At 74.2% G+C, this 18,962-nt stretch carries 16 protein-coding genes and 1 pseudogene; 10 read left to right on the top strand and 7 right to left on the bottom strand.

Annotation, left to right across the window (positions count from 1 at the left end; translation table 11 throughout):
• Nucleotides 1-99 precede the first annotated feature (99 nt).
• The 3 genes and pseudogenes from ACZ3ZE_RS07145 to ACZ3ZE_RS07135 all read left to right on the top strand — a co-directional run bounded on the left by ACZ3ZE_RS07145 (nt 100) and on the right by ACZ3ZE_RS07135 (nt 3,171).
• A pseudogene (locus ACZ3ZE_RS07145) lies at nt 100-1,438 on the top strand (cytochrome c oxidase subunit I).
• Nucleotides 1,435-1,872, top strand: a complete 438-nt coding sequence (locus tag ACZ3ZE_RS07140) for a hypothetical protein (protein ID WP_467257820.1) — start codon at nt 1,435-1,437, stop codon at nt 1,870-1,872. The pseudogene ACZ3ZE_RS07145 and the gene ACZ3ZE_RS07140 overlap by 4 nt, the downstream one beginning before the upstream one ends.
• A gap of 39 nt (nt 1,873-1,911) precedes the next feature.
• Nucleotides 1,912-3,171, top strand: coding sequence for a globin domain-containing protein (locus tag ACZ3ZE_RS07135; RefSeq protein ID WP_361170575.1), 1,260 nt, complete (start codon nt 1,912-1,914; stop codon nt 3,169-3,171).
• Between the two features lie 22 nt (nt 3,172-3,193).
• Here the strand turns inward: ACZ3ZE_RS07135 and ACZ3ZE_RS07130 are convergent, their stop codons facing one another.
• Nucleotides 3,194-4,342 carry an ABC transporter substrate-binding protein gene (locus ACZ3ZE_RS07130; protein WP_363291037.1) on the bottom strand — a complete coding sequence of 383 codons (1,149 nt, stop codon included), beginning with the start codon at nt 4,340-4,342 and terminating at the stop codon, nt 3,194-3,196.
• 137 nt (nt 4,343-4,479) lie between these two features.
• Here ACZ3ZE_RS07130 and ACZ3ZE_RS07125 point away from each other — a divergent pair, with 137 nt between their 5' ends.
• Nucleotides 4,480-5,112, top strand: a complete 633-nt coding sequence (locus tag ACZ3ZE_RS07125) for a glyoxalase (protein ID WP_442304354.1) — start codon at nt 4,480-4,482, stop codon at nt 5,110-5,112.
• A gap of 20 nt (nt 5,113-5,132) precedes the next feature.
• Here the strand turns inward: ACZ3ZE_RS07125 and pspAB are convergent, their stop codons facing one another.
• Nucleotides 5,133-5,795 carry a PspA-associated protein PspAB gene (gene pspAB / locus ACZ3ZE_RS07120; protein WP_467257817.1) on the bottom strand — a complete coding sequence of 221 codons (663 nt, stop codon included), beginning with the start codon at nt 5,793-5,795 and terminating at the stop codon, nt 5,133-5,135.
• A gap of 10 nt (nt 5,796-5,805) precedes the next feature.
• Nucleotides 5,806-6,717, bottom strand: coding sequence for a zinc metalloprotease HtpX (gene htpX / locus ACZ3ZE_RS07115; RefSeq protein WP_361170587.1), 912 nt, complete (start codon nt 6,715-6,717; stop codon nt 5,806-5,808).
• Nucleotides 6,718-6,898: 181 nt separating this feature from the next.
• On the opposite strand from htpX, the gene ACZ3ZE_RS07110 reads away from it, so the two are divergent.
• Nucleotides 6,899-8,233 carry a geranylgeranyl reductase family protein gene (locus tag ACZ3ZE_RS07110; RefSeq protein ID WP_442304352.1) on the top strand — a complete coding sequence of 445 codons (1,335 nt, stop codon included), beginning with the start codon at nt 6,899-6,901 and terminating at the stop codon, nt 8,231-8,233.
• 136 nt (nt 8,234-8,369) lie between these two features.
• Here the strand turns inward: ACZ3ZE_RS07110 and ACZ3ZE_RS07105 are convergent, their stop codons facing one another.
• Nucleotides 8,370-8,627: a LapA family protein gene (locus ACZ3ZE_RS07105; protein ID WP_361170590.1), complete on the bottom strand. Its 258-nt coding sequence runs from the start codon at nt 8,625-8,627 to the stop codon at nt 8,370-8,372.
• Between the two features lie 137 nt (nt 8,628-8,764).
• Here ACZ3ZE_RS07105 and ACZ3ZE_RS07100 point away from each other — a divergent pair, with 137 nt between their 5' ends.
• From ACZ3ZE_RS07100 to ACZ3ZE_RS07090, 3 genes are all read left to right on the top strand, one after another.
• Nucleotides 8,765-9,610: a YhjD/YihY/BrkB family envelope integrity protein gene (locus tag ACZ3ZE_RS07100; protein WP_363291036.1), complete on the top strand. Its 846-nt coding sequence runs from the start codon at nt 8,765-8,767 to the stop codon at nt 9,608-9,610.
• Nucleotides 9,611-9,780: 170 nt separating this feature from the next.
• A complete protein-coding gene (locus ACZ3ZE_RS07095; RefSeq protein WP_361170596.1) occupies nt 9,781-10,761 on the top strand; it encodes a LysR family transcriptional regulator in 981 nt (326 codons plus the stop codon).
• A gap of 310 nt (nt 10,762-11,071) precedes the next feature.
• Nucleotides 11,072-12,673, top strand: coding sequence for a M4 family metallopeptidase (locus ACZ3ZE_RS07090; protein WP_467257815.1), 1,602 nt, complete (start codon nt 11,072-11,074; stop codon nt 12,671-12,673).
• Between the two features lie 18 nt (nt 12,674-12,691).
• Here the strand turns inward: ACZ3ZE_RS07090 and ACZ3ZE_RS07085 are convergent, their stop codons facing one another.
• Together ACZ3ZE_RS07085 and ACZ3ZE_RS07080 are read right to left on the bottom strand one after the other, a co-directional pair.
• A complete protein-coding gene (locus tag ACZ3ZE_RS07085) occupies nt 12,692-13,351 on the bottom strand; it encodes a response regulator transcription factor (RefSeq protein ID WP_467257812.1) in 660 nt (219 codons plus the stop codon).
• On the bottom strand, nt 13,348-14,532 hold the full coding sequence (locus ACZ3ZE_RS07080; RefSeq protein ID WP_467257809.1) for a sensor histidine kinase: 1,185 nt from the start codon (nt 14,530-14,532) through the stop codon (nt 13,348-13,350). Before ACZ3ZE_RS07080 ends, ACZ3ZE_RS07085 begins: the two co-directional genes overlap by 4 nt.
• Nucleotides 14,533-14,786: 254 nt before the next feature.
• Between ACZ3ZE_RS07080 and ACZ3ZE_RS07075 the strand changes: the two genes are divergently transcribed.
• Both ACZ3ZE_RS07075 and ACZ3ZE_RS07070 read left to right on the top strand, forming a co-directional pair.
• Entirely contained in the window at nt 14,787-16,034 is a 1,248-nt protein-coding gene (locus ACZ3ZE_RS07075; protein ID WP_467257807.1) for an alpha/beta hydrolase family protein, read from the top strand.
• A gap of 92 nt (nt 16,035-16,126) precedes the next feature.
• Nucleotides 16,127-16,909: a CPBP family intramembrane glutamic endopeptidase gene (locus ACZ3ZE_RS07070; protein ID WP_361170611.1), complete on the top strand. Its 783-nt coding sequence runs from the start codon at nt 16,127-16,129 to the stop codon at nt 16,907-16,909.
• A 59-nt stretch (nt 16,910-16,968) separates the two neighbouring features.
• Here the strand turns inward: ACZ3ZE_RS07070 and ACZ3ZE_RS07065 are convergent, their stop codons facing one another.
• The gene (locus ACZ3ZE_RS07065; protein WP_467257804.1) at nt 16,969-18,897 is read right to left on the bottom strand and encodes an alpha/beta-hydrolase family protein; all 1,929 of its coding nucleotides are present in this window, start codon (nt 18,895-18,897) and stop codon (nt 16,969-16,971) included.
• Between the last annotated feature and the right edge of the window lie 65 nt (nt 18,898-18,962).

The following is an 18,962-nucleotide window of genomic DNA, read 5'->3' as shown; positions in this document are numbered from 1 at the left end:
GGAGGCGCCGCGCGTCAATCCCCCGTACGCGGGCGTCTTCCGGCCACTTGGTACCGATGTGGACATGGAGGTCGTCGTCCGGTGGGCGAGGCAAAGAGCGTGCAGAGGCGGACCCGGCGGCCGAGGGTCCCGGCCCCGGCGGACGGCGCGGGCGGAACACGGCCCGCGCGGGCCTCGTGGGTGGACTGGCTGACCACGACCGACCACAAACGCATCGGCACGATGTATCTGGTCGCGGCGCTGTTCTTCTTCTGCGTCGGCGGCGTGATGGCCCTGGTGATGCGGGCGGAACTGGCCCGCCCGGGCACGCAGATCATGTCGAACGAGCAGTTCAACCAGGCGTTCACGATGCACGGCTCGATCATGCTGCTGCTCTTCGCGATGCCGCTGTTCACCGGGTTCGCCAACTGGATCATGCCGCTGCAGATCGGCGCCCCGGACGTCGCCTTCCCGCGCCTGAACATGCTGGCGTTCTGGCTCTACCTCTTCGGCTCGCTGATCGCCGCCGGCGGCTTCCTCACCCCGGGCGGGGCCGCCGACTTCGGCTGGTTCCTGTACGCGCCGCTCTCCGACGCCGTCCACTCGCCCGGCCTCGGCGCCGACCTGTGGATCATGGGCGTGGCGCTCTCCGGCTTCGGGTCGATCGCGGGCGCGGTCAACTTCATCACCACGATCCTGTGCATGCGGGCCCCCGGCATGACCATGTTCCGGATGTCGATCTTCACCTGGAACGTCCTGCTGACCTCCCTGCTCGTCCTGCTGGTCTTCCCGGTCCTCGCGGCGGCGCTGTTCGCCCTGGAATGCGACCGGAAGTTCGGCTCGCACGTCTTCGACGCGGCCAACGGCGGGGCGTTGCTCTGGCAGCACCTCTTCTGGTTCTTCGGACACCCGGAGGTGTACATCCTGGCGCTGCCGTTCTTCGGCATCGTCTCCGAGGTCATCCCGGTCTTCAGCCGCAAGCCGATGTTCGGCTACATCGGTCTGGTGGCCGAAGTTCACCGGCAGGATGCTCGACGAACGGCTCGGCAAGATGACCTTCTGGACGCTCACGGCCGGCTTCCACGCCACCTTCCTCGTCCAGCACTGGCTGGGCGCCGAGGGCATGCCGCGCCGCTACGCCGACTACCTCGACGCCGACGGCTTCACCGCCCTCAACACGATCTCCACCATCGGGTCGTTCCTGCTCGGCCTCGCGTTCCTGCCGTTCTTCTACAACGTCTGGAAGACCGCCAGGTACGGCGAGAAGGTCGACACCGACGACCCCTGGGGCTACGGCCGCTCCCTTGAATGGGCGACGTCCTGCCCGCCGCCCCGGCACAACTTCCGCACCCTGCCCAGGATCCGCTCCGAATCCCCGGCCTTCGACCTGCACCACCCCGGGATCGCCGAACTCGACCGGATCGAGAACCGGCCGCACGAGACGGCGGGCGCCCGGTGACGCCCGTCCTCGCGCTCGGCGCCGGCGCCGTGGCCGCCGCCGGCTGCGTCTGGTACGTCCCCGCCCTCGTCGACCTGCGTGCCGGAGCCGACCGGCCCGCCTCCCGGCGCCTCGCGGCCGCGGCCTGCGTCACCGGCTGGGCCACGGCCGCGCTGACCGCCCCGCTGATCCTCCTGGGGCTCCCCGCCCCGCTCCTCCTCGCCGTCGTGGTGGCCGGCGCCACCGCGAGCGGCACGGTACGGGCGTCCGCGGCGGTCCGGCGCGGATGTGAGGAGCGGGAGACCGCGGCCTGCTGGGCGGCCCTGGGCGCCGCCCCGCCCCGCTCGTCCACGCGACGCGCATCGCGGGCGCCAGGGCCGAACGGCCCTGATGCGGCAGGGCCGTCCGGCCCTCCGCCGGGGCCGGACGGCGGTGGGGGAGCGGTGCGAAACTGACGTGCCTTCAGGCGGACTCGGCAGGGAGAGAGCCGGCACGTGAGCGCCACCACGAGCGACACCTATGACGAATACCACGCACTCCTCGCACGGCAGGACGCCATGCGGCTGCGCCAGCGGCTGCTGGCCCCGTCCGGCGGGGAGCGCCGGGCGCCGGGCCCCGCCCGCCCCTCCGCGGGGGCTCCGTCCGGCGACCGGGAGACGATCCTCCGGACCCTGCCGCTCGTCACCCCGTTCGGCACGCTCATCGACCACCTCTACCGGGCGATGTTCGCCCAACACCCGTATCTGCGCGGGCTGTTCCCCGAGTCGATGGACTTCCAGCGGGCCCACCTGGAGCAGGCGTTCCGGTATCTGATCGAGCACCTGGACCGGCCCGACGAGGTGACCGCCTTCTGCTCCCGGCTCGGCCGCGACCACCGCAAGCTGGGGGTACGGCCGGTGCACTTCGCGGCGTTCGAGGCGGCGCTCGCCGAGGGCCTGCGCCGCAGCGCCGGAGAGCGGTGGTCGCCGGAGCTGGAGGGGGCGTGGCTGCGGATGGTGCGGTTCGCCGTCTCCGCCATGATCGACGGGGCCAACCGGTCCCTGACCGAACCGGCCTACTGGAACGCCACCGTCACGGACCACGAGGTCCAGGCACCCGGACTGGCCGTCCTGAGGGTCCGCACCGCGGAGCCCTACCCGTACCGGGCGGGCCAGTTCGCCACGATCCAGTCACCGCTGCTGCCGCACGCCTGGCGGCCGTACTCCGTCGCCCGCGCGCCCCGCCCCGACGGCGAGCTGGAGTTCCACGTCCGCCGCACCGGCCCCGGCGGGGTGAGCGACGCGCTGGTCGCGCGCACCCGCGTCGGCGACGCATTGCGCCTCGGGCCCGCGCAGGGGACGACGACCCTCGACGACGCCCCGGGGCGGGACATCCTGATCGTGGCCGGCGGCACCGGATGGGCCACCGCCAAGGCGCTCATCGACGCCCTGGCGCTGCGCCGGCCGCCGCACCACGCGACGCATCTGTTCCTCGGCGCCCGCACACCGGCCGACCTGTACGACACGGCCGCCCTCACCGAACTGGAGAAGCGGCACCCCTGGCTGCGCGTCGTCCCCGTGATCGGCGCGGGCACCGGACCGGAGGAGGGCTCGCTGTCCGACGCGCTGACCCGGCACGGCGACTGGTCGCGCCACCTCGCCTACGTCAGCGGCCCGCCCGCCATGGTCGGCGCCGTCGTGCGGCGGCTCGTGGAGACGGACCTGCCCGCCGAGCGGGTGCTGCACGACCCGGTCGGCGCGGTCCCCTGGACGTGAGGCGGGCGGCGCCGGACGTCCGTCACCCCTCGCCCCGGTGGAGGACCCGGAAGCGGGCCGCGTCGCCCGGGTCCCGGTCGACGACCTGGACGGGCGGCCACACCCACTGCCACACGCCGATGCCCGGCGCGCGGGTGAAGCGGATCGGCCCGCGGGTGCCCTCGACCACCACGTGCGGCCACGCCCCGGCGACGGCCGCGCGCTCCGTCCCGTACGAACGGAACACCTCGGCGAGGACGGCGACGGTGTCCCAGCCCTCGAAGGCGACGAACGACGGAGCCTCGCCAAGCCGTTCGCGCAGTTCCTTCCCGACCCGTTCGCCCAGCGGACCGGGCCGCTCGGGCAGATAGCGCAGGAACGGGATCCCGGCGCCGTCCGCGCCCAGCGCCTCGGCCCAGCCGGCGAACTCCGGCTGTCCGGCCGGGGCGCCGACGAGGAGCCCCGCGAGCCGCGGGTCGTTCCGGACGGCGCGGACCAGCGGCACCGCCGGCTCCGGCTGGCCCACCAGCAGGAGCAGCGCCGTCGCCCCGTGCTCGACGAGCGCGTCGCACAGTGCCCCGGGACCCAGCGCGTTCGCGTCCAGCTCGACGACGGAGCCGCCGTGCGCGGCCAGCCGCTCCCGCAGAATCCGGGTCCCGGACGCCCAGTAGACGCTCGGCTGGACCGCCACGGCGACCCGGTCCCGGCCCGCTCCGCGCAGGAAGTCCGCGTAGGTCCGCCAGCCGTGGGACTGTGCCGGGGGCAGCCGCGCCACCCAGTCCGTCGGCTCCTCGGTGAGCGCGTCGAGCACCGCCGACGAGCACAGGAACGGTACGCCGACGGCCGCCGCCCGCGTGGCCGCGGCCCGCGCGACGACGCTGTGGTACTCGCCCGCCACGGCGGCCACGCCCAGGCCCGCCAGCTCGTCCACGGCCGCCGCCGCCCGCTCCGGATCGGCCGCTGTGTCCCGGACCAGCAGCTCCAGCGGCCGGCCGCCGATCCCGCCGGCCTCGTTCACCTCGCGTACGCCCAGTTCGAGCCCCGCGAGCAGATGCCGGCCCGCCTCGGACCAGCCGGGCCGGGTCAGCGGGACGAGGGCGCCGACACGGAGGGGCGACGCCCCGTCCGTGGGTGCGGGGCCGGAATGCGAGGACGGTGAGGGTGGCGATGACGGCGATGACGGCGTCTGCATCGGGTGGGGTCCCCCTGGACGGTGTGGTGCGGAGCGCAGAAGGCCCGCGTACGCGTTCGCGATCATCATAGGGAGCGCCGCGAGACCGGTCAGGATTCGAGAAGCGCCGGCAGGGGGCCTGTACCTAGGTTGGAGACATGGCAACCACCGCTTCCTCCGCAGTCACCGCGTCCCTCACCTCCGTCACCCTTGAGGTGGCCGACCCGGACGCCGCCCACCGCTTCTACTCCGCCTTCGGAGTGGACACGCTCATCCACCTGCGGGCGTCGGAGACACCGTCCAGCGGCTTCCGGGGCTTCGCCCTGGCGCTCACCGTCTCCGGGCCCGCCACCGTCAACGCCTTCGTCGACGCCGCCGTCGCCGCCGGCGCCACCGTCCTGAAGCCCGCCGCGAAGTCGATGTGGGGCTACGGCGGCGTCGTCCAGGCCCCGGACGGCACGATCTGGAAGGTCGCGACCTCGGCGAAGAAGGACAACGGCCCGGCCACCCGCGAGATCGACGAGACCGTCCTCCTCCTCGGGGTGGCGGACGTGAAGGCGACCAAGGAGTTCTACGTCGGCCAGGGCCTGACCGTGGCCAGGAGCTTCGGCGGCAAGTACACCGAGTTCGCCGCGGGCCCGTCGAGCCCCGTCAAGCTGGCCCTCTACAAGCACCGCGGCCTGGCCAAGGACCTCGGCGTCGCCGCCGACGGCTCCGGCTCGCACCGCATCGCCCTCGGCGGCACCGGGAGCGCCTTCACCGACCCGGACGGATTCGTCTGGGAGGCGTAGGCCCCCTCGACCCTCCGCCCTCAGCCCTCGGTGCCCACTCCGGGGGCGCCCCAGAGGGGGAACCAGCGTTCCAGGTCCGGCTCGATCGCGAGGTCACCCGCGAGCAGGGCCCTGACCTGGAGCTCCAGGGCGCTGTCCCGACGGTTCGTGCCGTCGGCCCGAGGGGCGAACGGGTAGAACGTGCCGCGCTTGTAGAGGTAGACGAGCGCGAGATCGTGGTCGACCTCCGGTGCGTGGAACGCGGTCAGGGAGCAGAGCAGATGCGGGCCGAAACCCGACTCCTGGAGCAGACTGTTGACGGCGTGCAGATCGTTCACCAGCGACACGAGGTCGTCGGCGGCACGCCGGGCACGGAGCCACGTGTATCCGTACGAATCCCGGGAGAACGTGACCGGGGCGGCGGACGCGGCGGCCGAGGGCACGCCGGGAGCGCTGTCGGTGTCGGTGCCTGCGTCGGTGTACGGGCCGCCGTCGACCGCGACGTCGAGGAGCGCGCGTACCTCCTCCTTCAGCCGGGTGAACGCACCGCCCTCCACCCCCGCGAAACAGACCGACCCCTCGCCGGTCGGGACGAACCCGGTGCCCGCCTGGAGCGTGAGGGCCGCCGAGGGAAGGCCGAAGAGCCGGTCGAGATCGGGCCGCACCGGCTTGCTGCGCCCGAGGATGCTGTCGAGGATTCCCACGGGCCCGCCCTCAGACCTGTCCCAGCCGCTCCGAGATCCGGGCGAGCTGGTCCAGGCGCTGCTCCAGGGTGGGGTGGGTGGACAGCAGCCGGCCGAGGCTCTCCTTCGAGGAGAACGCCGGGGTGAACCAGAAGGCGTTGTACGGCTCCGCCTTGCGCAGGTCCTGCGTCGGGATCCGCGCCATCTCCCCGGACACCTTGGTCAGCGCGGAGGCCAGCGCCGAGGGGCGGCCGGTGAGCAGCGCCGCGGCCCGGTCGGCGGCCAGCTCGCGGTAGCGGGAGAGCACCCGGGTGAGCAGGAAGCTCAGCACGTACACCGCTCCGCTGATGACGGGCACGAGGATGAGGGCGGCGGCCGCGTTGGCGTCACGGCTGCGGCCGAGTCCGCTGTACAGCGCGACCCGGGTCATCATCCCGGCGAGGACGCCGAGGAACGAGGCGATGGTCATCACCGCGACGTCCCGGTGCGCCACGTGGGACATCTCGTGGGCGAGGACGCCCTCCAGCTCCTCCGGCTCGAGCCGGCGCAGCAGGCCGGTGGTGACGCAGACCAGCGCCGTCTTCTCGCCCCGCCCGGTGGCGAAGGCGTTGGGCACGTCGCTGTCGGCGATCGCCACCTTCGGCTTGGGCAGGTCGGCCAGCGCACAGATCCGGTCCACCGTGCCGTGCAGCTCGGGAGCCTGCTCGCGGGTGACCTCGCGGGCGCCCATGCCCAGCGCGGCGATCTTGTCGCTGAACCAGAACTGGCCGACGAACAGGACGCCCACGATGAGCAGGATCACGGGCCAGGAGCCGCGCAGCAGCACCAGCAGGACGCCGACGAAGACCACGTACAGCAGCCCGATCAGGAACATCGTCGTCGCCATACGGGTCGAGAGCCCCCGGTCGGGGGCGTAGCGCGACCGGGACCGATTCCTGGCCATCCGGACACCTTCTTCCGGGCCTGCGGGCGCGCGAGGCGCGCGCCCCCCACAGCCAGTGTGCCGCAGCGCGGGGCCGCGTGGGTGCCCCGCGCGGGGGCGGTGCGAGGGGGCCGTGCGCCGGGGCCGCGGTTCGGCGCGTGCCACGAGGTCTGGCGTCCGGAATCGGGGGCATAGTAGTGGCGTGATCACCAAAAGTGACGAGTCCGGTGGGGGTCGCGACGGCGGCCGAGGGGGATCCGAAGGCGCCGCCGACGAGGAGGCGCAGGTCATCGTCGTGGGGGCGGGACCGGCGGGTTCCGCCGCCGCGGTGCACCTGGCCCACGCCGGTGTCGATGTGCTGCTCCTGGAGAAGAGCGGCTTCCCCCGCGAGAAGGTGTGCGGGGACGGTCTGACACCCCGAAGCGTCCTCCAGCTGATCCGGATGGGCGTCGACATCGACGCCCCGGGCTGGATGCGCAACAAGGGGATGCGCTGGGTCTGCGGGGGCCACCAGGTGGAGCTGGACTGGCCGCGGCTCGGCGCCCACCCGGACTTCGGGCTCACCCGCAGCCGGCACGACTTCGACGACCTGCTCGCCACCCACGCGAGCGACGCCGGGGCCCGCCTGCGCACCCAGGTGAAGGTGACGGGCCCGCTGACCGACCGCGCGGGCCATGTCGTCGGCGTGGCCGCCGTCCGCGGCCCCGAGGGCGAGCCGGTCCGGTACCGGGCCCCGCTGGTGGTCGCGGCCGACGGCGCCTCCGCGCGCACGGCGCTCGGCCTGGGGCTCGTACGGGACGAGAAGCGGCCCGTGGCGGCGGCGGCCCGGCGCTACTACCGCAGCGAGGCCCGCACCCACGACCCGTACCTGGAGCTCTGGGCCGACCTGCGCTGTCCCCGCACCGGTCTCGACCTGCCCGGCTACGGGTGGGTGTTCCCGCTGGGCGACGGGCGCGTCAACGTGGGCCTCGGCGCCCTGCCGCAGCAGCGGAGGCGCCGGCCAGTGGACCTGCGGGCGGCCCTGGAGCACTGGCTGCCCCGGCTGCCCGAGGAGTGGGGGCTGCGCGAGGAGAACGCCGAGTCCCCGTTGCGCAGCGCGCCGCTGCCGATGGGGCTGAACCGGCGTCCGCAGTACCGGCGGGGGCTGCTGCTCGTGGGGGACAGCGCGGGCATGGTGAGTCCGTGGAGCGGCGAGGGCATCGCGCAGGCGATGGAGGCCGCCGAAGTGGCCGCGGACACCATCGCGCTGGCGCTGGCCCGCCCGGCCGGGCCGCGCAGGGAGCACGCGCTGCACCAGTACCCGGTGGAGATCCAACGCCGTTGGGCACGGTACTTCCGGCTCGGCAACGTCGCGGGGGACCTGCTCTTCTCGCGCTTCGGCTACCGTCCGGTGCTGCATCCCCGGGTGATGGCCTCGCCGCAGTTGCTGAGCGTCCTGGCCCGGCTCCTGACGCATGTGGGCGACGAGCCCGCGCAGGACCGGATCGACGCCGTCCTCCACGGACTCCTGCGCCTCGTCCCCGTACCGCGCCGGTGACCGGCAGCCGCGCGGGCGGAACGCGTGCGGGCGGAACGCGTGCGCGGGTGCGACGGGTTACGCCGACGGCGGGCCGGTCGGGAAGGGACGGTCGCCGTCGGGACGGGGGGTCGCCGACGGGGCGGTCCGGAGCGGGTCAGCGGCGGGCGCGGCGGCGGTAGGACATGAACATGCCCATCATGATCCCGACGAGGAGAGTGACCGTCAGGACGATCCACAGGGGGAGGGTGACCTCGGGGATCCAGAGGCGGATGGTGACCGAGCCGGTGTTGGCGGCGATGAACCAGATGGCCAGGGCCGCGAGCACCAGCAGGCCCAGGGTGCGGAGCCGGACGTCCCTCCCCTTGACCGTCATGGTGGGCGGTGCGTGCGCCTTCTCGGAATGCCGGGACATATGTCCAGTATGGTGATGTTCGCCCCAATGAGCGACCTCGGGTCCGCCGCGCCGTCGCCACGGCCGGTCCGGGTCGCCGGGCGGCCCGGGGTCGAGTCCAATGGCCTGGACCGGTCGGCGGAGGGCAGGGAGGCGGGATGTCGATGGCGGCCCGGGTGCGCGGCATCCGGAGTGCGGCCGAGCGCCGCTTCCCGGTGCTCACGGAGCTGACGGGCCGACTGGTCGGCGGGAACCTCCTCGACGCGGCCACCCGGCTCGCGGCCCAGGCGTTCCTCGCCGCCGTCCCCCTCCTCTTCGTCCTGGCGGCCTTCGCCCCGACCGGCGTGCGTGACCAGCTACAGGACTCCCTGCGCGCCATGTTCGGACTGACGGGCGCCTCCGACGCCCAGCTGCGGCAGGTCCTGGACGGCTCCGCCACCGAGGGCCTGCGGGAGACCACCGGGTTCGTCGGCGCGTTCGTGGCGCTGGTCTCGGCCACCAGTTTCAGCCGGGCCATGTCCCGGGTCTGCGAACGGGCCTGGGGGCTGCCCAAGGCCGGGACCCGGATCGCGGCCTGGCGATGGACCGTGTGGCTCCTGGCGCTGTGTCTGGTGGTGCTGTTCCAGGCCCCGATCCGGGACGGCTTCGGCGTCGGGGCGTGGCTGGGCATGCCGGTGTACTTCCTCGTGGGCGTCGCGGTGTGGCTCTGGACCCAGCACCTCCTGCTCGCCAACCGGGTCCCGTGGCTGCCCCTCCTGCCCGGCTCCCTCCTGGCCGCCGCCGCGACGACCGCCCTCGCCCTGACGGCCCGGCTCTACATGCCCGGCGCGCTCAACCGCGCCCTCGACGAATACGGCTCCCTGGGGCTGGTCCTGACGATGCTGTCGTGGCTCATCGGGGTGTGCGCCGCCCTCACCTTCGCGGTCACCATCGGCGCCGTACTGGCACAGGAACCGCCCCTGGACCGCTATCTCGGGACGCCGGACCGGGGCCGGGACGCCTGACCGGCGGCGCGATGCCCGTGCAAAGCCGTGGTGGGGGCACCTAGATTTTGCCCTTCCGTGGTTGCCGCCCCGACGCCTCCGGCGGACTCTTGGTCACCATGCCCTCGGGCAACAGGTACTGCTGGTCACGGGGGGTGCAAGGGGCCCTCCGCCCTGAGCGGGGATTCTTCATGCACCTCGAGTTCCGGCACCTCCGTGTCCTGCTCACCGTCGCCGAGGCCGGCAGCATCCGCAAAGCCGCGGCGCGGCTGCAGCTGTCCCAGCCGGCCACGAGCGCCCAGCTGAAACGGATCGAGCACGAGCTGGGCGGTCCGCTCTTCGTCCGCAGCGCCGAAGGGGTGCAGCCGAACGAGAACGGGCAGTACGTGCTCCGCTGCGCCCGTGACCTCGTGGTCGGCTTCGACCGGCTGCGCGCGCACGCGCGGTCGACGGCCGAGGCTGACCGGGAGACCGCCGCCCCGCTGCGGGCCGGCGGCACCGCGGGCCCGCTCGTCTCGCTGCTGATCCCGGCCCTCTTCGAACTCGTCCCGGAGCGGCGGCTCGGCATCGACGCCCGCCGCTCGGTGCACACCCTGGTGAAGGCGCTGAGCCAGGCGAAATGCGACATCGCGGTGTACGGCGAGTTCCCGGGGTTCCCTCTTCCCGTCGGCGAATCGGTGGCGACGCGCACGCTGCTGCGCGAGCCCGTCTTCGTCCTGCTCGCCGAGGACCATCCGCTGGCCCGCCAGGAGACGGTGAGCCTGCGTGACCTCGCCGACGAGGAATGGGTCATGCCGGAGGCCGACGAGAGCGGCGTGCACGCCTACCTCCACCTCACCTGCCAGTCGGCGGGCTTCACCCCGCGCATCGCCCACGTGACCTCGGACCTCTCGGTGGCGCGGATCCTCGTGGCCGGCCGGCGTGCCGTCTGCGGGGTCTGGCCGACCGCCGACGTCCCCGCCCAGGGCACCGTGCAGCGCCCCCTCGCCGACGTCCCGTTCCACCGGCGGCTCCAGCTCGCCTGGAACACGGACACGGTGCCGCCCGAGCTGGCCGACGCGGTGGCCGAGCGCCTGCTCGCCGCCTACCTCTCGCTGGTGCGGCAGCGGCCCTCGTACCTGGCGTGGTGGGAGGACGACGGCGAGGAGTTCGCGCTCGGCGCGGACGGGTGACCGGGGGCGGGCGCCGCACCGCACCCCGTACGCCCCCTCCGTGCGGGCCCCGCGCCGGCGAACCCGTACGCCCCGTCCGCGCGTGCCCCCGCGCCCGCATCCCGTACGCCCCCTCCGTCTCCGTGCGTGCCCCGTACGGGCATCCCGTACGCCCTCCTCGGCGCGTACCCCTATAACGTTCCGCACCCCCTATAGCTCCGCGGTTGTACCCCACCTGGGATCACGTCAGGAACATGTCACCTGGTGAACACTTCGCGTCAACGTCCCAGGACGTCGTCACCCCCCACGACGAGCGAAGGAACACCGCGTCATGCCCCGTCCCCTGCTTGCCCTTTCCACGATGGTCGCCGCCGGTGTCCTCACCACCGGTGCACTGGCCGCCCCCGCCTACTCGCAGCCCCACGCCGCGCAGCACGGCATATCGGTCCGCGCCACGGCGATCGCCCGGGCCCAGGCCAACGTGACCCGGCACGCCGACACCTTCGGCTTCGGCGCGGGCCAGGCCCTCGTGGTCAAGGACGTCGTGATCGACGCCGACGGCACCCAGCACGTGCGCTTCGAGCGCACCTACCGCGGCCTCCCCGTCGTCGGCGGCGACTTCGTCGTCCACCAGAAGGCCGACGGCGCGCTCAAGGGCTCCAGCCACGCCCGCGCCCACCGCGTGGCGCTCGCCTCCGTCGCCCCCGCCGTCGACGCCAAGGGCACCGCGGCCGGCGCACTGCGCCGCTCGCACGGACTGGTCCGCAACGCCCGCTCCACCCCCGAGCTGATCGTCTGGGCCGCCGACGGCACCGCCCGCCTGGCCTGGCGCACCACCGTGCAGGGCCTGGGCGACAAGGGCCAGCCGCACGGCGAGGTCTTCGTCACCGACGCCAGGACCGGCGCCGCGATCGAGAACTACGACACCGAGCGCGAGGCCACCGGCACCGGCCACTCCGAGTACACCGGTGACGTCTCCATCGACACCACCCAGCAGGCCGACGGCACCTTCGCCCTGATCGACCCGACCCGCAAGCACATCACCAAGGACGCGCACAACGTCTCCGCCTCGTCCCTGAACAGCTCGTCGGGCACGCTCGTCACCGACGCCGACAACATCTGGGGCGACGGGCGGAAGTTCTCCACCGACCGCTCCACCGCCGCCGTCGACGCGCACGTCAACACCGCGAAGACCTTCGACTACTACAAGAGCACCTTCGGCCGCAACGGCATCAAGAACGACGGCCGCGGCGCCACCGTCTTCGTCCACGTCGGCACCAACTGGGACAACGCCCAGTGGTCGGACTCCTGCTTCTGCATGATGACCGGCGACGGCGACGGCACCACCGACCCCGAGCAGGTCGACCTCGACACCATGGGCCACGAGATGACCCACGGCGTCACCTCGGCCACCGCCAACCTGCGCTACAGCGGCGAGTCCGGCGGCCTCAACGAGGCCACCAGCGACATCCTCGGCACCATGGTCGAGTGGTACGCCGCCAACCCGGTCGACACCCCCGACTACCTCTTCAGCGACCAGTCCACCCCGCCGTGGCTGCGCCGCTTCGACAAGCCGTCCCTCGACGGCCGCTCCGCCGACTACTGGTCGAAGTCCGTCGGCCGGCTCGACGTGCACAACTCCTCCGGCGTCGGCAACCACTGGTTCTTCCTCGCCAGCGAGGGCAGCGGCACCAAGACCATCAACGGCGTCACGTACAACAGCCCGACGTACAACGGCTCCACCGTCACCGGCATCGGCAACCAGAAGGCCTCCGCCATCTGGTACCGGGCGCTGACCGTCTACATGACGTCCACCACCGACTACAAGGGCGCCCGCACCGCGACCCTGAGCGCGGCCAAGGACCTCTACGGCGCCACCAGCGCCGAGTACGCCACGGTCGCCGCCGCCTGGAGCGCGGTCAACGTCGCCTGACCCGCCGCCACCGGCTCCTCAGCCCGGCCGGACCAGTCCGCTCTCGTACGCGAAGATCACCGCCCGCACGCGGTCCCGCAGCCCCAGCTTGGCCATGACCCGGCCGAGGTGCTTCTTCACCGTGGGCTCCGCCAGACCCAGGGCGGCGGCGAGTTCGGTGTTGGTCAGGCCGCGGGCGGCGCCGAGCAGGACCTCGCGTTCGCGCGGGGTCAGCAGGAGCAGACGCTCCCCGCCGCCTTCACCGGCGGCGGGGAGCCGGTGGGCGAAGCGGTCGAGCAGACGCCGGGTCACGCGGGGGGAGACCACGGCGTCACCGCGGGCCACGTCACGGATCGCGGCCAGCAGCTCCTCGGGCCGGCTGTTCTTGAGCAGGAATCCGGAGGCACCGGCCCGCAGCGCTTCGAAGGCGTACTCGTCCAGGTCGAACGTGGTGAGGACGAGCACCCGCGTCCCGGGCACCTCCCGGAGCACCCGCCGGGTCGCCTCGATGCCGTCGGTGCCCGGCATTCGTACGTCCATCAGGACCACATCGGGGCGCAGCCGCCGCGCCAGCTCCACGGCGGCCTCGCCGTCCGCCGCCTCGCCGACCGGCTCCATGCCGGGCTCGGCCCGCAGGATCATGGTGAACGCAAGCCGCAGCAGTTCCTCGTCGTCGACGAGGAGCACACGGACGCTCACGGGGCACCGCCCGGATCGAGCCGTACGAAGACCCGCCAGCCGCCGCCCGGCAGCGGACCGGCGCGCAGCACCCCGCCGTAGGCCGCGGCGCGTTCCCGCATCCCCGCCAGACCGCGCCCGGGCGCGGGGACCGGCACGGCAGGCCCGTCGTCGGTCACCTCGACCGTGACGGCCCGGGGCGCGCAGGAGACCCGGACCTCGGCGGACGTGCCCTCGGGCGTGTGGCGCAGCGCGTTGGTCAGGGACTCCTGCACCAGGCGGTGGACCGTCAGCTGCGCCGCCGCGGGCACCCGGGTGGCGTCGCCGTCCACCCGGAGACGGGTCGTCAGGCCCGCCGCCCCCATCCGCTCGCACAACGCCCCGAGCTGGGCGACACCGGGCGGCGGATGCCGTTCCGCGTCGGGTTCCGCGTCGGGTTCCGCGTCGGCTTCGGCGTCGGATCCGGCGTTCTGGAGGAGGCCCAGCGAGCGCCGCATGTCGGTCAGCGCCTGCCGCCCGGTCTCGGCGATCCGGCCCGTCACGGCGAGCGCGTCGGCGGGCCGCGCGTGCACCACCGCGTCGGCGAGCGCCACCACGACCGACAGGCTATGTGTGACGCTGTCGTGCAACTCCCGCGCGATCCGGGCCCGTTCCTCGGCCACGGCGAGCCGCGCCCGCTCGTCGCGCTCCCGCTCCAACCGGGCCACGCGGTCCTCCCGCGCGGCGCGCCTGATCCGCGTGTGCGCACCGAGCAGCGCGCTCGCGGCGACCCCGGCGGTCATCGCGGCGGCGGAGGCGAGGAACCGGCCCTCGGGCGCCCAGCGGGCCGCCGCCAGCACGGCCCCGGCCACCGCGACGAGCCCCGCCGCCCACGCGGACCGCCCCGGCGACCGGGCGGCGACCGTACCGAGGGCGATCAGCAGCGCCGCGTCGGCGGGCGACTGGACGCCCAGCAGCCACTGCGCCAGCGCGACGGCGCCGATCACGCCGAACACGAGGCGGGGAGCCCGGCGCCGCCACACCAGCGGCAGCACGAGGGCCGTCTGCAGGACGATCCCCGTGGCACCCTCCAACCGCCCCGGACCGAACGTCACCAGCCAGAGCGCCGCCGCCAGTGACGCGTCCCGCGCCAGGGGCGGTACGCGCACCAGGAGCCGGCCCGGAAACCCGAGCGGATCCGTCCGTACCGCGGCTTCGACCATCGTGTCCGTCCTCGCAGGCTGGGCGTCTCTCCAGGGCCCACGCTAGGGCCCCGGCCCCGGGAGCACGTCAGCCCACCGGCGGAGAAGCGGGGTGCGCCCCCGGGATACGCGGACTCCTCCCGAGGGAGGAGCGGGCCGCTCCCCGGGCGACCGGCGCACACCGGACGGATCGTCCCCCGGGACGTCGCCCCGGGCGCGGGGCCGTCGGAATTCTGGACGTGTCCCCGCACCCACCCCTCGCAAGGAGCCGGACCATGCCCCTCACCCGTCGCGGACTGCTCAGGACACTGGGCGCCGCCACCGCACTCGCCACGACGGGCGCCGCCGCCCGCCCACCCGCACGGCCCGCCGCCCCGAACGCCCCCGGCGCGGCACCGGCCCCCTGCGCGCTCCGCCTGCCGCCGCCCACCGGGCCCTGGCCGGTCGGCACCGTCGACCTGCACCTCGTCGACGGGGCCCGCCCGGACCCCCTCGTACCGGCGCGGCCCTTCCGCGAGCTGATGGCCGGCGTCTGGTACCCGGCGGATCCTGGAGGGACGTACCCGACCGCCCCGTGGCTGCCCCCGGCGGCCGCAGCCGACTGGGACGCGCACTCCGCCCCCGCCCTGGGCATTCCCACCGGCGCGGTGGACTGGCGGGGGATCCGCACCCACGCGCGGACCGGCGCACCCGTCGCCCGCGCGGCCGGACAGCTGCCCGTGGTGCTGTTCTCGTCCGGCGACGGCGGCACCCGCGCGCTCGGCACCACCCTGGTCGAGGAGCTCGCGAGCCGGGGCTACGTCGTGGTCGCCCTCGACTCCACCTACGAGGCCGACCAGGTCGAGTTCCCCGGCGGGCGCGTCGAACGGGCCCTCCCGCTGCCCGACGAGCTCACCCCGGAGGTCATCGCCGCCCTCCTGGCGCTACACGCCCGCGCCCGCCTCGCCGACGCCGGCTTCGTCCTCGGCCGGCTCGACGCCCTGGCCCACGGGCGCAACCCCGACGCCGGGCGGCGGCCCCTGCCCGCCGGACTGCCCGAGGCGCTCGACCTGTCGAGGACCGGCGCGTTCGGGCAGTCCCTGGGCGGCTCCGTCGCCGCCCAGCTCGCCCACGACGACCCGCGCGTCCGCGCGGCCGCCGGCCTCGACGGCGAGTTCGTCGGCCCGGTCGCCCACACCGGCGTCGGCACGCCGTTCCTGCTGATGGCCTCCGGTACGAAGACCCTCGGCACCGAGCCGAGCTGGGCGAGCTTCTGGGCCGCCTCGACCGGCTGGAGGCGCGCCCTGCGCCTGCGGAACGCCGCCCACGGCTCGTACACCGACCTTCAGGTCCTCCTTCCGCAGCTCACCGGCGGTCCTCAGGTCCCCGCCGCCGAACTCATCGGCACCATCGACCCCCGGCGCTCCCTGGCGGCCCAGCGCACCGCCGTCACGGCCTTCTTCGATCTGCATCTCCGGCGGCGGCCCACGCCGTTCTTCGCGCACCCCGGCGACCGGTACCCGGAGGTGGAGGTGCTGGGCTGAGCCGAACGGCGGGGCGGGACGGTGCCCGGTAGCGTGGGCCGCGGGGAGGGGCAGACGACACGTCGGCGCGATCGAAGGACGGACTCGGCCCGGTGCCCTCCCGCGACCCCCACGACGCCGTACCCCCCGGGCGGCGGCACGACGGCACCGCAGGCGTCCCGCCGCGGAGCCGGTGGCGCGGGCCGATCGGCACCTGGCCGGCGTTCGCGTTCGCCGTGGGCGTGCTCGGCGTCGCCAACGTGCTCCTGCACCGTTGGTCGGGTCCCGTCGAACTCGTGACGGCCGTGGTGGCCACCGCCCTGCTGCTCGGCGTGCTCCGCTGGGCGGGCGGCACGCGGGCGGACGCGGGCCTGGCGCCCGGCACGCTGGGGCGCGGCGCCCGCTGGGCGCTGGCCCTGATCGGCCTGGTCGGCGTCGTCTACCTGGCCGGGGCGCTGCTGCCGGCCACCAGGGGCCTCTTCGAGGACCGGCGGTACGCGGGCATGGACGGCGGCGAGCTGGCCCTGCGCGTGCTCGTGTACGTGCCCGTCGGTACCGTCCTGCTGGAGGAGACCGCCTTCCGTGGGGTGCTGTACGGGCTGGTGGCCCGGGCCCGGGGCACCGTCTGGGCGACCGCCGTGTCGAGCCTCCTGTTCGGCCTGTGGCACGTGCTGCCGTCGCTGCACCTGTCGACGGCGAAGCCCTCACTGACCACGGTCTTCGGCGACTCGGCGCTCGGCGCGGGCGTCGCGATCGGGGCGGCCGTGCTGTTCACGGCCGCGGCGGGCGTCCTCTTCTGCGAACTGCGCCGCCGCAGCGGCAGCCTCCTCGCGCCGATGGGCCTGCACTGGGCGGTCAACGCCCTCGGCTACCTCGTCGGCTACCTGGTGCGCTGACCGCGCGCACCGACTGACCGCCCGCGCCGCGCACCTGCGGCACGGCACCTGCGGCACCCTCACTTCGGCGGGCTGACGATCTCCTTGAGCCGGTCCAGGTCCTGCGGGGTGAAGCCGGACGGGTGCATGACCGCGGCCCAGCCGTCCACGTACGCGGCCTTGTACACGTGCCCGTGGCCGTCCGGCACCCCCGTGGAGAACGGCAGGTCGGCGGTGACCTGCCAGAACGTCACGAGCGGGATCCAGAACATGGAGCCGAGCACGTCGGTGCCGGGCGTCTCCCCGATCCAGTCGGGTTCGCTCAGGGCCAGGTCGGGGCTCCACCAGACGATCGGGTCGGACGGGTGCATGAGGTACAGGACCCGCGTCCCGTCCCACGGGCGGTCCTTCGGGGGGATCGCGCCGGCCGGGTCGCCGGTGAAGCGGACGGTCCGCCCCTCCCTGTAGACGGGCTCGATCTCGGGGCTCCCCGGCTCCCGGTGGTCGGTGAACTCGCGGAAGAGGGTGTTGAAGTTGGGCGGCCCCGCGAACAGGGTGCCGGCGGTGCGGTTGCGCAGGTCGTACTCCCCGCTGAAGGCCGCCTCCCCGCCGAACGAGCCCAGGCTCTCGCCCGCCACGAACAGCCGCGGGCGGTGGTCCTGGGGCAGCTTGGACCACACGTCGTACACCGCGTCGAACAGCTCGCGGCCGGCCTCGCGGGCCTTGGACTGGTCGACGAGGTACGACATCCACGACGGGAGGTACGAGTACTGCATCGACACGGTCGCCGCGTCCCCGTCGCCGAGGTACTCGAACGAGTCCACGGCGGCCGGGTCCACCCAGCCGCTGCCCGTGGTGGTGATGACCAACAGGTTCTTCCGTTCGAAGCCGCCCGCCCGCTTCAGGTCCGCGACCGCCCGCTGCGCCCGGCCCTCCGCGCTGTCGGCCGTCTCCAGACCCGCGTACGCCCGCACGGGCTCCCGCGCCGCGCGGTGCGTGAACGCGCCGATCCGCGCGGCCGTCGGACCGCCGCCGGTGAAGGCCCGACCCTGATAGCCCAGCGAGTCCCACGGCACCAGCGAACCCGGCCCGCCCGAGCGCAGCGGAGAGACGGGCTGGTGCACGCCCTGCGGCGTCTCCTTGTCCCGCAGCGAGAAGGCCTCGTTCATCCCGTTCACGAAGCCGGCGAGCAGCACCCCGCTGAACACGGACCACGCCAGGGCCACCACCAGGGTCCAGCCCACCACCCGCGCGGCCTGCGGACCCACCCAGCGCCCGAGCAGGCGGGCGGCCCAGTGGTAAGCGCGCCGCAGGCCCCGCCCGACGAGCAGCAGCAGCCAGAAGACGAGGACGGCGACGAAGGGACAGGCGACGGTGGCGGGGAGGCTGTAGTCGGTGACGTCCATGAGCCGGCGGATCTCGTGCTGCCAGTACTGCCCGAGCCCGAACGCGACGCCCAACAGCACGACCGCGGCGACGATCAGCACCCGCCACGACCGGTGCGACGCGGTCCGGGCCTCCCGGTCGGCGAACGCCCGCCACACATACGCGGCGACGACGCCGAGGCCGTACCCGATCGCCCCGCTGATCCCGGCGATCAGCCCCTGCAGGACACCGCTGCGAGGGAGCAGCGACGGAGTGAAGGACAGACAGGCGAGGAGGAGCGCGCCCCAGCAGCCCGGCACCGTGAGCCGGGGCGGCCACCAGCGGCGGCGCTTCCCGGGCTTCCCGGAGTCCGGCGGCGGCTCGTCGGCACGGGACCGGCGCGCGGACTCGGGTTCGGGCTTGGGCTGGGGCTCGTGCTTGGCCTCGGCCTCGGCCTCAGGCTCGGGCTTGGCCTCGGGTTCGTGCTTGGGCTCGTGCTTGGCCTCGGCCAGGGGCTTGGGCTCGGGCTCGGGCTTGGGCTCGGGCTCGGGCTCGTGCTCGGGCTCGTGTATGGCCTCGGGCCCCCCGTCCGAGGGTGGATCGGACGGGGGGCCCGACGAGCCATCGGGTCGTTCAGGAGCCATGGCGTCCTCCGCGGCCATGCTCCCTTGGCCGGGCCCCGGCTGCCACCTGGGCCGACGGCGGCCGG

The organism is Streptomyces sp. NPDC023157 (genome assembly GCF_055560575.1).
The sequence above is the reverse complement of the archived record's forward strand: the minus strand, read 5'-3'. Positions and strand labels throughout refer to the sequence as shown.

What these genes read in the sequence shown, in the direction of transcription:
- ACZ3ZE_RS07100 (WP_363291036.1), top strand. Translation starts at nt 8,765, where the DNA reads ATGTCGATGGCGGCCCGGGTGCGCGGCATCCGGAGTGCGGCCGAGCGC.
- ACZ3ZE_RS07075 (WP_467257807.1), top strand. Translation starts at nt 14,787, where the DNA reads ATGCCCCTCACCCGTCGCGGACTGCTCAGGACACTGGGCGCCGCCACC.
- ACZ3ZE_RS07090 (WP_467257815.1), top strand. Translation starts at nt 11,072, where the DNA reads ATGCCCCGTCCCCTGCTTGCCCTTTCCACGATGGTCGCCGCCGGTGTC.
- ACZ3ZE_RS07105 (WP_361170590.1), bottom strand. Translation starts at nt 8,627, where the DNA reads ATGTCCCGGCATTCCGAGAAGGCGCACGCACCGCCCACCATGACGGTC.
- htpX (WP_361170587.1), bottom strand. Translation starts at nt 6,717, where the DNA reads ATGGCCAGGAATCGGTCCCGGTCGCGCTACGCCCCCGACCGGGGGCTC.
- ACZ3ZE_RS07080 (WP_467257809.1), bottom strand. Translation starts at nt 14,532, where the DNA reads ATGGTCGAAGCCGCGGTACGGACGGATCCGCTCGGGTTTCCGGGCCGG.
- ACZ3ZE_RS07065 (WP_467257804.1), bottom strand. Translation starts at nt 18,897, where the DNA reads ATGGCTCCTGAACGACCCGATGGCTCGTCGGGCCCCCCGTCCGATCCA.
- ACZ3ZE_RS07130 (WP_363291037.1), bottom strand. Translation starts at nt 4,342, where the DNA reads ATGCAGACGCCGTCATCGCCGTCATCGCCACCCTCACCGTCCTCGCAT.
- ACZ3ZE_RS07095 (WP_361170596.1), top strand. Translation starts at nt 9,781, where the DNA reads ATGCACCTCGAGTTCCGGCACCTCCGTGTCCTGCTCACCGTCGCCGAG.
- ACZ3ZE_RS07125 (WP_442304354.1), top strand. Translation starts at nt 4,480, where the DNA reads ATGGCAACCACCGCTTCCTCCGCAGTCACCGCGTCCCTCACCTCCGTC.